At 66.0% G+C, this 14,515-nt stretch carries 12 protein-coding genes; 9 read left to right on the top strand and 3 right to left on the bottom strand.

The features are described 5' to 3' along the window. The first annotated feature begins 20 nt into the window (after nucleotides 1–20). The 4 genes from ileS (at nucleotide 21) to AB0366_RS21420 (ending at nucleotide 5,852) form a co-directional block, all read left to right on the top strand. A complete protein-coding gene (gene ileS, locus AB0366_RS21435; protein WP_366245722.1) occupies nucleotides 21–3,158 on the top strand; it encodes an isoleucine--tRNA ligase in 3,138 nt (1,045 codons plus the stop codon). After that, nucleotides 3,155–3,805, top strand: coding sequence for a peptide deformylase (locus AB0366_RS21430; RefSeq protein ID WP_366245720.1), 651 nt, complete (start codon nucleotides 3,155–3,157; stop codon nucleotides 3,803–3,805). The genes ileS and AB0366_RS21430 overlap by 4 nt, the downstream gene beginning before the upstream one ends. Nucleotides 3,806–3,810: 5 nt before the next feature. Then, complete coding sequence (locus tag AB0366_RS21425; RefSeq protein WP_366245771.1) at nucleotides 3,811–5,169, top strand: DNA polymerase IV; 1,359 nt, start codon at nucleotides 3,811–3,813, stop codon at nucleotides 5,167–5,169. Between the two features lie 143 nt (nucleotides 5,170–5,312). Then, nucleotides 5,313–5,852: a hypothetical protein gene (locus tag AB0366_RS21420; protein ID WP_366245719.1), complete on the top strand. Its 540-nt coding sequence runs from the start codon at nucleotides 5,313–5,315 to the stop codon at nucleotides 5,850–5,852. Between the two features lie 96 nt (nucleotides 5,853–5,948). On the opposite strand, the gene AB0366_RS21415 is transcribed toward AB0366_RS21420, so the two are convergent. Then, on the bottom strand, nucleotides 5,949–6,692 hold the full coding sequence (locus tag AB0366_RS21415) for a hypothetical protein (protein WP_366245717.1): 744 nt from the start codon (nucleotides 6,690–6,692) through the stop codon (nucleotides 5,949–5,951). After that, entirely contained in the window at nucleotides 6,689–7,666 is a 978-nt protein-coding gene (locus AB0366_RS21410; protein ID WP_366245716.1) for a hypothetical protein, read from the bottom strand. The genes AB0366_RS21415 and AB0366_RS21410 overlap by 4 nt, the downstream gene beginning before the upstream one ends. A 167-nt stretch (nucleotides 7,667–7,833) precedes the next feature. Between AB0366_RS21410 and lspA the strand changes: the two genes are divergently transcribed. The 4 genes from lspA (at nucleotide 7,834) to dnaE (ending at nucleotide 13,655) form a co-directional block, all read left to right on the top strand. Then, entirely contained in the window at nucleotides 7,834–8,388 is a 555-nt protein-coding gene (gene lspA / locus AB0366_RS21405; protein WP_220709138.1) for a signal peptidase II, read from the top strand. After that, nucleotides 8,385–9,311: an RluA family pseudouridine synthase gene (locus tag AB0366_RS21400; protein ID WP_032394372.1), complete on the top strand. Its 927-nt coding sequence runs from the start codon at nucleotides 8,385–8,387 to the stop codon at nucleotides 9,309–9,311. The genes lspA and AB0366_RS21400 overlap by 4 nt, the downstream gene beginning before the upstream one ends. Then, nucleotides 9,311–9,976 (top strand): hypothetical protein, encoded by a 666-nt coding sequence (locus tag AB0366_RS21395; RefSeq protein WP_366245769.1) that lies wholly within the window; start codon nucleotides 9,311–9,313, stop codon nucleotides 9,974–9,976. Before AB0366_RS21400 ends, AB0366_RS21395 begins: the two co-directional genes overlap by 1 nt. Nucleotides 9,977–10,118: 142 nt before the next feature. Further along, complete coding sequence (dnaE, locus tag AB0366_RS21390) at nucleotides 10,119–13,655, top strand: DNA polymerase III subunit alpha (RefSeq protein WP_366245713.1); 3,537 nt, start codon at nucleotides 10,119–10,121, stop codon at nucleotides 13,653–13,655. Here dnaE and AB0366_RS21385 read toward each other — a convergent pair. After that, on the bottom strand, nucleotides 13,626–13,895 hold the full coding sequence (locus AB0366_RS21385) for a hypothetical protein (protein ID WP_366245712.1): 270 nt from the start codon (nucleotides 13,893–13,895) through the stop codon (nucleotides 13,626–13,628). The two genes, dnaE and AB0366_RS21385, sit on opposite strands and share 30 nt — an antisense overlap. Before the next feature lie 158 nt (nucleotides 13,896–14,053). On the opposite strand from AB0366_RS21385, the gene AB0366_RS21380 reads away from it, so the two are divergent. Beyond that, complete coding sequence (locus AB0366_RS21380; protein ID WP_366245710.1) at nucleotides 14,054–14,488, top strand: nitroreductase family deazaflavin-dependent oxidoreductase; 435 nt, start codon at nucleotides 14,054–14,056, stop codon at nucleotides 14,486–14,488. Nucleotides 14,489–14,515: the final 27 nt, after the last annotated feature.

Raw genomic sequence — 14,515 nt, 5'->3', positions numbered from 1 at the left:
CGGCACGGAGGAGACATGACATGACAGATGCAACCGCACGTCCGAACTCGGGGTCGTACCCGTTGGTCGACCTGGCCGAGGGCCGATCGGGCAGCGTCCCGTTCCCCGATCTCGAGCGCATCGTTCTGCACGAGTGGGCCGAGGACGGCACCTTTCGAGCCAGCATCGACAATCGGGCAGGTGCCGAGGAGTTCGTCTTCTACGACGGCCCGCCCTTCGCGAACGGTCTGCCGCACTACGGCCACCTGCTCACAGGCTACGTCAAAGACCTCGTTCCACGATTCCAGACGATGCGGGGCAAGAAGGTCGAGCGTCGCTTCGGGTGGGATTGCCACGGTCTGCCCGCGGAGCTGGAAGCCGAGAAGCAGCTCGGCATCAAGGACAAGTCCGAGATCGACGAGATGGGCCTGGCGAAGTTCAACGCCTACTGCAAGCAGTCGGTACTCCAGTACACCGACGAGTGGCGCGACTACGTCACCCGGCAGGCGCGGTGGGTCGACTTCGACAACGACTACAAGACCCTCGACGTCGACTTCATGGAGTCGGTCATGTGGGCGTTCAAGACGCTGCACGACAAGGGCCTGATCTACCAGGGCTACCGAGTGCTGCCGTACAGCTGGTACGAGCAGACGCCCCTGTCCAATCAGGAGACCCGCCTGGACGACGCGTACAAGATGCGTCAGGATCCCGCGGTCACCGTCACGATGCCGTTGACGGCTCCGGGCTCGCCCCTGGACGGCGCGAACGCGCTGATCTGGACCACCACGCCGTGGACCCTGCCGTCGAACCTGGCGATCGCGGTGCACCCCGAGGTGCAGTACGTGCAGGTGCGCGGAACCGACGATAAGCGTTACGTCCTTGCCGCGCAGCGACTCTCGCACTACGCGAAGGAACTCGGCGAGGAGCCGGAGGTGCTCTCGGAGCACACCGGCGCCGAGTTGGTCGGACTGTCCTACACGCCTCCCTACGACTTCTTCCTCGGCCACGAGAACGCGCACCGCGTGCTCGAGGCCGACTACGTCACCACCGATTCGGGCACCGGAATCGTCCACCTCGCACCGGCTTTCGGTGAGGAGGACATGGACGTCGCCACCGCCAACGGAATCGAGGTGGTGCAACCGCTCGACGCAGGCGGCAAGTTCACCTCGCTGGTGCCGCCGTACGAGGGCCTGATGGTGTTCGACGCCAATCCGGTGATCATCAAGGACCTCAAGGCCTCGGGTCGGTTGCTGCGGCACGAGACCATCGAGCACTCGTACCCGCACAGCTGGCGCAGTGGTCAGCCACTGATCTACATGGCGGTGCCGTCGTGGTTCGTCGCGGTAACCAAGTTCCGTGATCGCATGGTCGAGCTGAACCAGGAGATCACCTGGGTTCCCGAGCACATCAAGGACGGCCAGTTCGGCAAGTGGCTCGAAGGTGCCCGCGACTGGAACATCAGTCGAAACCGGTACTGGGGCAGCCCTATCCCGGCGTGGACGTCCGACGACCCGGCGTACCCGCGCCTGGACGTGTACGGCAGCCTGGACGAGCTCGAGCGTGACTTCGGCGTGCGACCGACCGATCTGCACCGCCCCTACATCGACGAGTTGACCCGGCCCAACCCGGACGATCCGACCGGCAAGTCGACGATGCGGCGCGTCCCCGAGGTGTTGGACTGCTGGTTCGAGTCCGGTTCGATGCCGTATGCGCAGGTGCACTTCCCGTTCGAGAACGAGGAGTGGTTCTCCACGCACAACCCGGGCGATTTCATCGTCGAGTACAACGGGCAGACGCGAGGGTGGTTCTACACGCTGCACGTGCTGGCGACCGCACTGTTCGATCGCCCGGCGTTCAAGACCGTTGCCGCACACGGCATCGTGCTCGGTGAAGACGGCTTGAAGATGAGCAAGTCCAAGGGCAACTACCCGGACGTCAAGGAGGTCTTCGACCGCGACGGTTCCGATGCCATGCGGTGGTTCCTGATGTCCTCACCGATCCTGCGCGGCGGCAACCTCATCGTCACCGAGCAGGGCATCCGCGAGGGCGTGCGCCAGGCGTTGCTGCCGATCTGGAATGCGTGGAGCTTCCTGCAGCTCTACGCGTCGAAGCCCGGGCAGTGGCGAACCGATTCGTCGAACGTGCTCGATCGCTACGTGTTGGCCAAGCTGTCGGCCACCCGCGATGCCATCACCGATGCGCTCGAGGGCAACGACATCGCCGGTGCCTGCGACGAGCTGCGCACGTTCTGCGATGCGTTGACCAATTGGTATGTGCGACGGTCTCGTTCGCGGTTCTGGAGCGAGGACGCCGACGCCATCGACACCCTGCACACCGTGCTCGAGGTGCTCACTCGCATCGCCGCCCCGCTGTTGCCGCTGATCAGCGAAGTGGTGTGGCGTGGATTGACCGGCGGCCGCTCGGTGCACCTGACCGACTGGCCCGAGGCAGGCGAACTGCCGTCGGATCCCGAACTGGTCGAGAGCATGGACGAGGTCCGCACCGTGTGCTCCACCGTGCTGGGTCTGCGCAAGGCACAGAACCTGCGCGTGCGGTTGCCGTTGCCCGAGGTGACGGTCGCAGCCGCCGATGCGGAGCGCCTGCGCCCGTTCGTCGACATCATCTCCGACGAGGTCAACGTCAAGAAGGTCGATCTGACCGAAGACGTTGCCGTACACGGAAAGTTCGAGCTCGTCGTCAATGCCCGTGCTGCGGGCCCTCGTATCGGCAAGGACGTCCAGAAAGTGATCAAGGCAGTCAAGGCAGGCGATTGGGAAGAGGATGCCGACGGAGTCGTGAGCGCCGCAGGCATCGCGTTGTTGCCGGAGGAGTACACGCGCAAACTCGTTGCCGCCGAGCCCGAATCGACGGCACCGCTGCCCGGAAACGCCGGACTGGTCGTGCTCGATTCCGCTGTCACCGAGGAGCTCGAAGCGGAGGGTTGGGCCAAGGACCGCATCCGCGAACTGCAGGACGCGCGACGCAATCACGGATTCGACGTCTCGGATCGGATCGACATCGTCATCGAGGTCCCCGAGCATCGGCAGGCGTGGCTCGACACCCATCGTGATCTGATCGCAGGCGAGGTGCTCGCACTCTCGCTCGTCGACGGCCGCGTCGGGGACGACGGCAGCGATCTCGGTGAGGGAGTGCGGGCCGCGATCACCAAGTCGTCATGATCGATGGCGACGTATCGGCCGACTCCGTCCGTGAGCTTCTCGCCGAAGCTCACGGCGGCGTCGTGCCGATCGTCGCCGCAGGCCACCCGGTTCTGCGGGCCAGGGCTGCGCCGTATGCCGGGCAGCTCGACTCCGAGACGTTCGCGGAGTTGATCGAGGTGATGCGCGCGACCATGCACGACGCACCCGGTGTCGGTCTGGCCGCACCGCAGATCGGCATCCCGCTCCAGATCGCAGTGATCGAGGATTGCCACGACGTCGGAGCGGATGTCGCGCGCGCCCGGGAGCGCACACCGCTTCCGTTCCGCGTACTGGTCAATCCCCGGTACACCCCGGTCGGACCGCGGACCGCCGGCTTCTACGAGGGATGCCTCAGTGTTCCCGGCTACCAGGCCGTCGTGACGCGAGCGGCCCAGGTGCGGCTCGAGTGCACCGACGAGACCGGCCGCGAGATCGACGAGGTGGTTCGTGGCTGGCCGGCCAGGATCGTGGCCCACGAAACCGATCATCTGCACGGCACCCTGTACATCGACTCAGCGCACATGCGGTCGCTGACGACGAGCGAGATGTACGGCGAGCTGTGGTCGGATCCGACACCCGAACGCGCCGCGCAGGCTCTCGGATTCGCCACCGACGACCGCCGTTGACCACCGTGCCCGATATCGCCGACGACACCCTGCGGAGTCGTCGTTGGGTGCTGCACCTGGACATGGACGCGTTCTTCGCCTCCGCCGAACAGCTGACTCGCCCCACGTTGCGGGGCCGTCCGGTTCTCGTCGGCGGCGCGGGCGGGCGGGGCGTGGTGGCCGGTTGCAGCTACCAGGCCCGCGCGTTCGGAGCCCGTTCGGCCATGCCGATGCATCAGGCTCGCCGACTCGTGGGAGCCGGGGCCGTGGTGTTGCCGCCGCGGTTCGTTCTCTACTCGGAGCTGAGCCGACGAGCCTTCGAGGCACTACGGGGACCTATGCCCGTCCTCGAACAACTTTCGATCGACGAGGCGTTCGGTGAGCCGCTCGAACTCGCCGGAGCGACGGTGCACGAGGTCGAGCAGTTCTGCGCGGGCCTGCGCGCACTGATACTCGCCGAGACCGGGCTGGTCGCCTCGATCGGTGCCGGGTCCGGAAAACAGATCGCCAAGATCGCGTCGGGACTGGCCAAGCCCGACGGCATCACCGTCGTCGCTCCCGGAATCCAGGCCGAGCTGATGGCGGCTCTTCCGGTGCGGAAACTGTGGGGGATCGGACCGGTGGCCGGCGAGCGCCTGCGGCGCTTGGGCATCGACACCATCGGCAAGTTCGTGGCCACGCCCGAGTCCGAGGTGGCGTCGATTCTCGGGGCCACGATGGGACCGAGCCTGCATCAGCTCGCACGCGGAATCGACAACCGCGTCGTGGCCGAGCGGGCCGAGGCCAAGCAGGTCAGTGCCGAGACGACGTTCGCACAGGACCTGATCTCGCTCGCTCAGCTCCGCCCGGCCATCGAGTCCATCGTCGACTCGACGCATCGCCGGTTGCTGAAGGACGGCCGGGGTGCCAGGACGGTGGTGCTCAAGCTGCGCAAGTCCGACATGAGCATCATCACTCGATCGGCTACGTTGCCCTACGCGACGGTGGACAAGCAGACCATCGTGGCCACGGCCCAGCGACTTGCCGTCGATCCGGTCGACGTCGGTCCGATCAGGCTGGTCGGGGTCGGATTGGCCGGGCTGTCGGCCGTGCGGCAGGGGTCGCTGTTTCCCGAACTGGAGCACGAGCCGGTCGCCGATGCGACCGAGGAGTCGCCCGCCCCGATCGAGGCCGCCGCGGATGTCGTCGTCCAGGAAGGCCCACGGTGGCAACCGGGTATGGACGTCCGGCACCCCGACTTCGGTCACGGCTGGGTGCAGGGGGCCGGTCACTCGGTGGTGACCGTCCGATTCGAGACCAGAACCAGTGGGCCGGGAATCGCACGCACCTTCGCCGAATCGGACGAGAACCTGGTCGTTGCCGACGTTCTCGACAGCCTGAGGTGAGTTGTGGCGTGGCTGAGGAAACTCTGTGAGGTTTCACAGGTATGCCGATCGCGTTGTGACTCGGGCGTGTCGAGCTGACATAGTGGACCAGGTCCGAGACGACCCCATTCCAGACGACCGACGAGTCACAGAACGATCGAGACGTGACTCAGAGTGAAAAGGACAAGCACTTGAAGCTTCGCAACACCCGACGGGCAATGGTTGCCGGCATCGCCATCGCCGCAGCGCTCACCATGACCGCCTGCAGCTCCGGCGGCGACGAAGAGCCCGCCGCGACGACGACGGCGGTTACCACCTCTGCGTCTGCCGCTCCCGACGCCGGTGCGTACCCCCCGGTCCCCACTGTCGAGGAGCTCAACGGTCAGCTCGCGCGCGGGCTCGACCCCAACGTTCCGGTCGAGGAGAAGGCTGCCCTGATCCAGGGTGCGTCCGCCGATCCGGAGCTGATCAACCAGGTCGCCGCCGCTGCGGTCGCAAACAACGCGCAGATCGAGATCACCAGCATCGACGACCTCGGTACCGGAGTCCTCAACGCCGGCATCACGATCACGCTCAACGGTCAGGCCAACCCCGGCACCTTCCAGTTCGTCCCCGAGGACGGCGTCTGGAAGCTCTCCAAGGACAACGCCTGCGGCATCGTCTCGCTCGCGCAGCTGACCAGCCCGGCGTGCCCCGCACCCTGAGTCCTGCCGATCGTCTCTGACCGACAGAAAACTGCCGGTGACATGTCCCCTCGGGGATGTGTCACCGGCAGTTTTTCGTTGGCCGACCGGCCCGATTCACATGCTCGGCGTCACCGATCGAATGCGCTCGACGGCCGCCTCGGCGACAGCGGTGACGGCCTCGGGCTCGAGGCCGCTCTGATCGGAGACGACGATCTGGACGACTGTCGAGTCGACCACGGCCACCACCACATCGGAGATCAAGGTGAACCCTTCACTGCTGGTGGTCAGGCGTACCGAGGCCGATGCGTCACCGACCGACGACTGCTCTCGGCCCGCCAACGCGTAGTCGACGCTCACCCCGTCCGCATCCGTGCCGCTGAACGTCGTGCACCCCGCCCACGCCTGCTGAATCGCAGTGAAGGCCTCGGCCGTGCCCGTATCGGAGTAGCTTGCCGCATCCTCGTCGATCGACGAGAAGTTCGGTCCCGAGAAGCGGGCGACTGCGTTCGACGCCGCACCGCCCTGCTGCTCCGAGATCGGGGCCAGTACTGCGGCACACTCGGCCGGGTCGGTACCGGACTTGTCGGGGGAGTCGTATTCGGGAGCCGGGTCGAGTCCCAGATCCCTGACCGGGTCGGGGATCGAGGAGAACCCGTCCGGGAGGTCGCCGAGACCCAACATCGCTGCGGCCAGGACGCCGGAGTCGGTGATGGGGGCACCGAGCAGGGGATCGGGCGCGGCGACGGAGCTGGGCGCGACTGCAGGGGTCGGGGCCGGCTCGTCCGCGCTGCACCCGGTTGCGGCGATGCCGACGAGCGACAGCGCCGCCAGCAGCTGCGTCGTGGTCCGCGCCGTCATCGGGCAGCCCAGGTGATCGAGTCTCCGACGGTCTGGCGCAGCACGGTGGTGCTGTCGGGGTCGGTGTACATCTGCTCGCCACCTGCGGTGATCGACCCGCCGACGGGAAGCGGTCGTGCCAGATCCATCTCCAGAGTTCCCGAGCCGGTGAAGGTGTACGTCGCGATGTTCAGCGTGCCGGCTCCGTCGGGCAGGTTCCATGTGGTCGATTCGGGCGTCTGGGTGATCGCGACGTCCAGGGTCGCTCGGTCACCGTCGAGCGCTCGCAGCGTGACCGTGGTGCGCTGGTTCAACGTGATGCCGCTCAGTACCTGCTGATCGACGGTCCATACCGCGCCCACTCCCACCTCTGCGTCGGGGAAGTCGACGGAGCGGTACACCGCGGCGTTCAACGAGCGTTCGATCGCCGCGCGGGCGGTATCGAGCGCGGCGTCGGCGGGGGTGATGTGCAGTGCCGTGATCGCCCCCGAGTCGGTGGTCGCCAGCCGCGCCGACGAGCCCTCGGAGGCGGAGAGTGCGTCGGTCAGTCCTTCGTCGGGTGACGTCGCGGCTCCGATGGTCAGATCGACGGAGCGTGTCGCGCCGGTCGCGGCGTCGTCGTCCGGCACGGTGTCGGACGTCGACGCCGACAGGGGCACGGTCAGTTCGGGACTGGAGAAGTCCTGCGGAGCCCCGTTGTCGATCTGCTGCGAGACGGTGGAGGTGGTGGTGAGGTCGACGTTCTGCTCCTCCGAGTCGGAGGTGTCGAAAGCCAGCACGCGCCGTGGCTCGGCACCGGGGTCGACGACCGTGGTGGTCGTCGGCGTCACGGCGATGGTCACCTCGTTGGAGGACGCGGCCTGCTCGGGAGCGGGCTCGGTGTCGGTGTCGGTGCTCGAACATCCGGCGACGAGAGCCACTGCACAGCAGGCAGCGAGAAAACCGGAGCGGACGGTGCCGGAGCGGACGGTGCGGTTTCGATCGGTCGACTTCACGGGCACCAGGCTACTGACACCGCCCGCGGTGATCGGTGGTGCGCGGCACGGATGAGGACCCGCCGCCGTCCATACGCCATGATGGACAGGTGAGTGAAGACCGCGCCGACGATCCGCCAGCCGAGACGAGTAGTGTTCCGGCACCGAACGAGACCGCGGACTCGCAGGTGACCGAGACCGACAGCGCCGGGAATCGGCTTCCGAAGCCGCTCAAGACGCGGTTGCTGATCGCGATCGCGGCCGTGATTCTTCTGTTCGATCTCGTGACCAAGATCGTGGTCGTTCACTACGTCAAGCCCGGCAACCCGATCGCGATCGTCGGAGACGTCGTGACGTTGCGGCTGGTACGCAACCCCGGTGCGGCGTTCTCGATGGCCACCGGCATGACCTGGTTGCTCACTGTGGTGGCCGTTGCGGTCGTCATCGGAGTGATCAAGATCGGTCGGACGCTGCGATCGCCGTGGTGGGCACTGGGATTGGGTCTGGTTCTCGGCGGGGCACTCGGCAACCTGATCGACCGCTTCTTCCGTGCACCGGGGCCGTTCCAGGGACACGTCGTCGACTTCGTGTCGGTGGGTTGGTGGCCGGTGTTCAACGTGGCCGACTCGTCCATCGTCTGTGGCGCGATCCTGCTCGTTGTCCTGAGCCTGTTCGGGTTCGAGCCGAACGGCGAACGGGTCACCAAATCGAGTTCCGACGCCGCAGGCGAGGCCGACAAGTGAGGGAATCGCGCTCGATGCCGGTGCCCGACGGCCTGGACGGAATGAGGGTGGACGCCGGTCTCGCTCGGCTGCTCGGGCTCTCGCGTACCGTCGCCGCGACCCTGGCCGAGGAGGGCTCGGTTCTGGTCGATCACGGTGCCGTCGGCAAGTCCGATCGGCTGGCCGCTGGTTCGTGGCTCGAAGTGACGCTGCCCGAGCCCGCCCGTGAGTTGACGATCGAGGCGGAGCCCGTCGAGGGGATGGAAATTCTCTACGCCGACGACGACATCGTGGCCGTGGACAAGCCCGTCGGGGTCGCCGCGCACGCCAGTGTCGGCTGGACCGGCCCCACCGTCATCGGCGGTCTCGCGGCCGCCGGTTTCCGGATTTCGACCTCCGGTGCGCACGAGCGGCAGGGCATCGTCCACCGCCTCGACGTCGGTACGTCGGGGGTCATGGTGGTCGCTACGTCCGAGCGGGCGTACACCGTGCTCAAGCGGGCGTTCAAGGCGCGGACCATCGACAAGCGTTACCACGCACTGGTGCAGGGCCACCCGGATCCGAGCAGTGGAACGATCGATGCCCCGATCGGTCGACACGGCAGCAACGATTGGAAGTTCGCCGTGCGTGCCGACGGCAAGCCCAGCGTCACCCATTACGACACGGTCGAGGCGTTCCAGGCGGCGAGCCTGCTGGACGTGCACTTGGAAACCGGTCGTACACACCAGATTCGGGTGCACTTCTCGGCTCTGCGGCATCCGTGCTGCGGCGATCTGACCTACGGAGCCGATCCGCGGCTGGCCGAACGGTTGGGGCTGGAACGACAGTGGCTGCACGCACGCTCGCTGGGTTTCGCGCATCCCTCCGACGGCCGCTGGGTCGAGATCGAGAGCAAGTATCCGGCCGACCTCGAGCATGCACTCGAGGTGCTTCGGAAGGCGTGATGCGCACCAGGGGAGTGTCCGGTGTGCTCGGCGGCGTCGTTGTCGCTGCACTCGTGATCGGGGCCCTCGCCCTGATCGGGCACCTGAATCCGGTACGACTGCCGAGCGTGAGCACCGACCGGCTCGGCCCGGACAGCGGCGAGCAGGTGACCGATTACCTGGCCCGCGCCGAGGCGAGCCTGCGTAGCGACAACGCCGAACCTCGATGGGGCTCGGTGTCGTTCGATCGCGAGCTCACCGCCGAACAGGCTTATGCCGTCGCCGACGGGGTCCGGATCTCGCAGGTGCTGCTGCGTGTTCCGCTCGATCGCGTGCAGACTCCGATACTCACCGTGGGTGTACCGGGCAGTGAACGCTCGGTGCTGAATTCGACCGCGCGTGCAGCGAGCCTGGCGGAGGAATCGTTCGGGGCGGGGGACCGGCAGGCCCGGATCGCCGCGGTGTCGCAGCGACGTCTGCTCGACGGGTGTGCGTGTGTGGCGACAGTGGTGGTGCGCGGTACCCCTGCCGAGTTGACCGAGCTGGCCGGCCGTGCCGATGTGCGAGCGGTGCAGGCGCTTCCGCCGGATGCAGTGTCCGGCAAGTTCGCGGTCGAGCCGCTCCTGCCGGAGTACGTCGACGTCGTCGGACCGCTTCCGGACGACGGCCCGGTGCCGACCGAATGAGGCCACTTCAGTCTCGTTCGTCACACCCGTCACGTCCTCCCAGGACACACCGTCGGCCTGAAAAATCTGTCGGTTTCACCGCCTAGAGTGAGTACATTCGCGGCTCGTATTTCGATAGCGCACGACCTTCAGGAGAACCTTCGTGGCCGATTCGTTCGTTCATCTGCACAACCACACCGAATATTCGATGCTCGACGGTGCCGCCAAGATCGGGGCCATGTTCGCCGAGGCAGCACGGTTGGAGATGACGGCAGTCGGCATGACCGACCACGGCAACATGTACGGGGCCAGCGAGTTCTACAACGAGGCCAAGAAGGCCGGCATCAAACCGATCATCGGCATCGAGGCATACATCGCCCCCGAGTCCCGGTTCAACAAGAAGCGCGTGCTGTGGGGCGATCGGAGTCAGAAGTCCGACGACGTCTCCGGTAGCGGTGCGTACACGCACATGACGATGGTCGCCGAGAACGCCACCGGAGTCCGGAACCTGTTCAAGCTGTCCTCGCTCGCCTCCATCGAGGGGCAGCTGGGCAAGTGGGCCCGGATGGACGAGGAGATCATCGCCTCCCACGCCGAGGGCATCATCGCCACCACCGGCTGCCCGTCGGGGGAGGTGCAGACTCGGCTGCGTCTCGGCCAGGATCGTGAGGCGCTCGAGGCCGCCGCCAAGTGGCGCGAGATATGGGGCCCGGAGAACTTCTTTCTCGAACTGATGGATCACGGCCTGTCCATCGAGCGACGCGTCCGCGAAGGCCTGCTCGACATCGGCAAGAAGCTCTCGATTCCGCCGCTGGCCACCAACGACTGCCACTACGTCACCAAGGACGCCGCCGAGAACCACGAGGCGCTGCTGTGCATCCAGACCGGTAAGACGCTCAGCGATCCCACTCGCTTCAAGTTCGACGGTGACGGCTACTACCTCAAGTCCGCCGCCGAGATGCGCGAGCTCTGGGACGATCAGGTGCCCGGTGCCTGTGACAGCACCCTGCTCATCGCCGAGCGAGTGCAGCCCTACGACGAGGTGTGGGCGCACCGCGACCGGATGCCGATCTTCCCCGTGCCCGAGGGTCACACTCAGGGCACCTGGTTGCGCCACGAGGTCATGACCGGGCTCGAGCGTCGGTTCCCCGACGGGCCGGCCGAGGACTACCTCGCGCGCGCGGAGTACGAGATCAAGGTCATTCTCGAGATGGGCTTCCCGGCCTACTTCCTCGTGGTCGGCGACCTGATCAACCACGCCAAGGCCGTCGGCATCCGCGTCGGGCCCGGCCGAGGGTCCGCTGCCGGATCGTTGGTCGCGTATGCCATGGGCATCACCAACATCGACCCACTGCCGCACGGTCTGCTGTTCGAGCGATTCCTCAACCCCGAGCGTGTGTCGATGCCCGATATCGATATCGACTTCGACGATCGTCGCCGCGGTGAGATGGTCCGCTACGCCACCGAGAAGTGGGGCAGCGATCGAGTGGCCCAGGTGATCACGTTCGGCACCATCAAGACCAAGGCCGCCATCAAGGACTCCGCACGAGTGCAGTTCGGCCAGCCCGGCTTCGGAATCGCCGATCAGATCACCAAGGCACTTCCGCCGCCCATCATGGCCAAGGACATCTCCGTCGCGGGCATCACCGACCCTGCGCACGAGCGCTACAAGGAAGCCGTCGAGGTCAGGGCGCTGATCGACTCCAACCCCGACGTCGCGACCATCTACAAGACGGCCAAGGGCCTCGAGGGCCTGATCCGCAACGCAGGCGTGCACGCCTGCGCGGTCATCATGTCCTCCGAGCCGCTCACCGACGCCATTCCGGTGTGGAAGCGTGCGCAGGACGGCGCGATCATCACCGGCTGGGACTACCCGTCGTGCGAGGCCATCGGCCTGCTCAAGATGGACTTCCTGGGGCTGCGCAACCTCACCGTCATCGGCGACGCCATCGACAACATCAAGGCCAACCGCGGCATCGACATCGACCTCGACGCACTCCCGCTCGACGACCCGGCGACCTTCGACTTGCTTTCTCGCGGAGACACTCTCGGCGTCTTCCAGCTCGACGGCAGCGCCATGCGCGATCTGCTCCGCCGTATGCAGCCCACCGGCTTCGAGGACATCGTCGCCGTCCTGGCCCTGTACCGGCCGGGTCCGATGGGCATGAACTCGCACAACGATTACGCCGACCGCAAGAACGGTAGGCAAGAGGTCAAGCCGATTCACCCGGAGCTCGAAGAGCCGCTCAAGGTGATTCTCGGCGAGACATACGGTCTGGTGGTCTACCAGGAGCAGATCATGCAGCTGGCGCAGAAGGTGGCCGGCTACACCCTCGGCCAGGCCGACTTGCTGCGTCGCGCCATGGGCAAGAAGAAGCTCTCCGAGCTGGAGAAGGCCTACGCCGGATTCCGACAGGGCATGTTGGACAACGACTTCTCCGAGGCGGCCATCAAGGCGCTGTGGGACACCGTGCTGCCCTTCGCGGGCTACGCGTTCAACAAGTCTCACTCCGCGGGCTACGGCCTGGTGTCGTACTGGACGGCATACCTCAAGGCCAACTACCCGGCCGAGTACATGGCCGGACTGCTCACCAGCGTCGGTGACGACAAGGACAAGGCCGCGATCTACCTCGCAGACTGTCGCAAGCTCGGCATCACGGTGCTGCCACCGGACGTCAACGAATCCGAACTCAACTTCGCGTCGGTGGGCAAGGACATCCGGTTCGGTCTCGGTGCCGTCCGCAACGTCGGTACCAACGTGGTCGCGTCGATCATCAGGGCGCGATCGGAGAAGTCCAAGTACACCGACTTCTCCGACTACCTCGGCAAGATCGATGCGATCGCGTGCAGCAAGAAGGTCACCGAATCCCTTATCAAGGCAGGTGCTTTCGACTCACTCGATCATCCTCGCAAGGGGTTGATGCTCATTCACGCCGACGCGATCGACGCGGTGATGGGCACCAAGAAGGCCGAGGCGATCGGTCAGTTCGACCTGTTCGGCGGCGAGGATGCCGACGAGTCCATCTCCGCCGTGTTCAACGTCCGGGTACCGGACGAGGAGTGGGAATCCAAGCATCGGCTCGCCCTCGAACGCGAGATGCTCGGCCTCTACGTCTCGGGCCACCCGCTCCTGGGCATCGAGCACATGCTGGCCGCGAAGTCCGACTGCAACATCCCCACCATCCTCGAGGGTGACATCAAGGACGGCACACAGGTCACCGTCGGCGGCATTCTGGCTTCGGTGAATCGTCGGATCAACAAGAACGGCCTGACGTGGGCTTCGGCTCAGCTCGAGGACCTGGCCGGCGGTATCGAGGTGCTGTTCTTCCCGCAGGCGTACTCGGTGTTCGGTGCCGATGTCACCGAGGACTCGGTGGTGCTCGTCAAGGGCCGTGTGTCGGTGCGCGACGATCGAATCTCGTTGATCGCCAACGATCTTGCGGTACCCGATCTGTCCGCGATCGGCATCGACAAGCCACTTGCGGTGAGTCTGCCGACTCGGTTGTGCACGGCGGACAAGGTCGGTGCCCTCAAGCGGGTGCTGTCGAGCCACCCGGGAACCTCGGATGTGCACCTGCGGTTGGTCAGTGGCGACAAGATCACCACGATGAAGCTGGACGACAGTCTGCGCGTCACGCCGACGTCGGCGTTGATGGGAGACCTGAAAGCGCTACTCGGGCCGGGCTGCCTGACGGGCTGACGTCGGCCCGGTCGAACCCAGCTCGATCAGGCGCAGCGTCCACCAGGCGACGACGGCGACCGCTGCGCCGGCCAGTACTGCTGCCTGCAGGGAGCCGGCAACGACGAGGGTCGCGGCGAATACGAGAAATCCGAGTGCGAGGGCTTCGAGCTTGTAGACGGGCCAGGCGATGCCGGCCACGTCCGCGGTGCGCAGGGCAGGAGCGGGTCGACGGCTCACCTGGGTGCTCGTGTAGGTCATCGCGTTCTCCTCTGGTGCCACCGGCAGGTTCGGGTGTCCTCTGCGGGAAGTTCAGACTATACCCAGCAAAAGATTCGGTCCACCGAACTTGAGGTCCGGGCCTGGCAATGTTGCCGATCTCGTGGCGTCTCGAAGCCTGGAGGTGTTGACTGAAAGTCATGCCATTGACAGGAGAATACGAACCGAGTTCATCCGACTGGGCCCGCGAGCAGGCCGAGCTGTACGAGAACTCCGGCGGGACCGAAGGCACGATGATGAACGGTATGCCGGTAGTGCTGCTGACCACGAAGGGAAACAAGAGCGGAAAGCTGCGCAAGTCACCGTTGATGAAGGTCGAACACGATGGTGAGTACGCCATCGTCGCCTCCCTCGGCGGCGCACCGAAGCACCCGGTCTGGTACCACAACGTCAAGGCCGAGCCGCTCGTCGAGCTGCAGGACGGTCCGGACAAGCACGACTACATCGCACGTGAGGTGACCGGCGACGAGAAGGCCTTGTGGTGGGAACGCTCGGTTGCCGCGTACCCCGACTACGCGGAGTACCAGAAGAAGACCGATCGTGAGATTCCGGTCTTCGTCCTTTCGCGCGCCTGAAAGCGGTATCGAGCGTGTCTGCCCACC

It is taken from the genome of Rhodococcus sp. NPDC076796, assembly GCF_040702765.1.
GTDB lineage: Bacteria > Actinomycetota > Actinomycetes > Mycobacteriales > Mycobacteriaceae > Rhodococcoides.
This window is presented reverse-complemented; position numbering and strand designations above follow the sequence as displayed.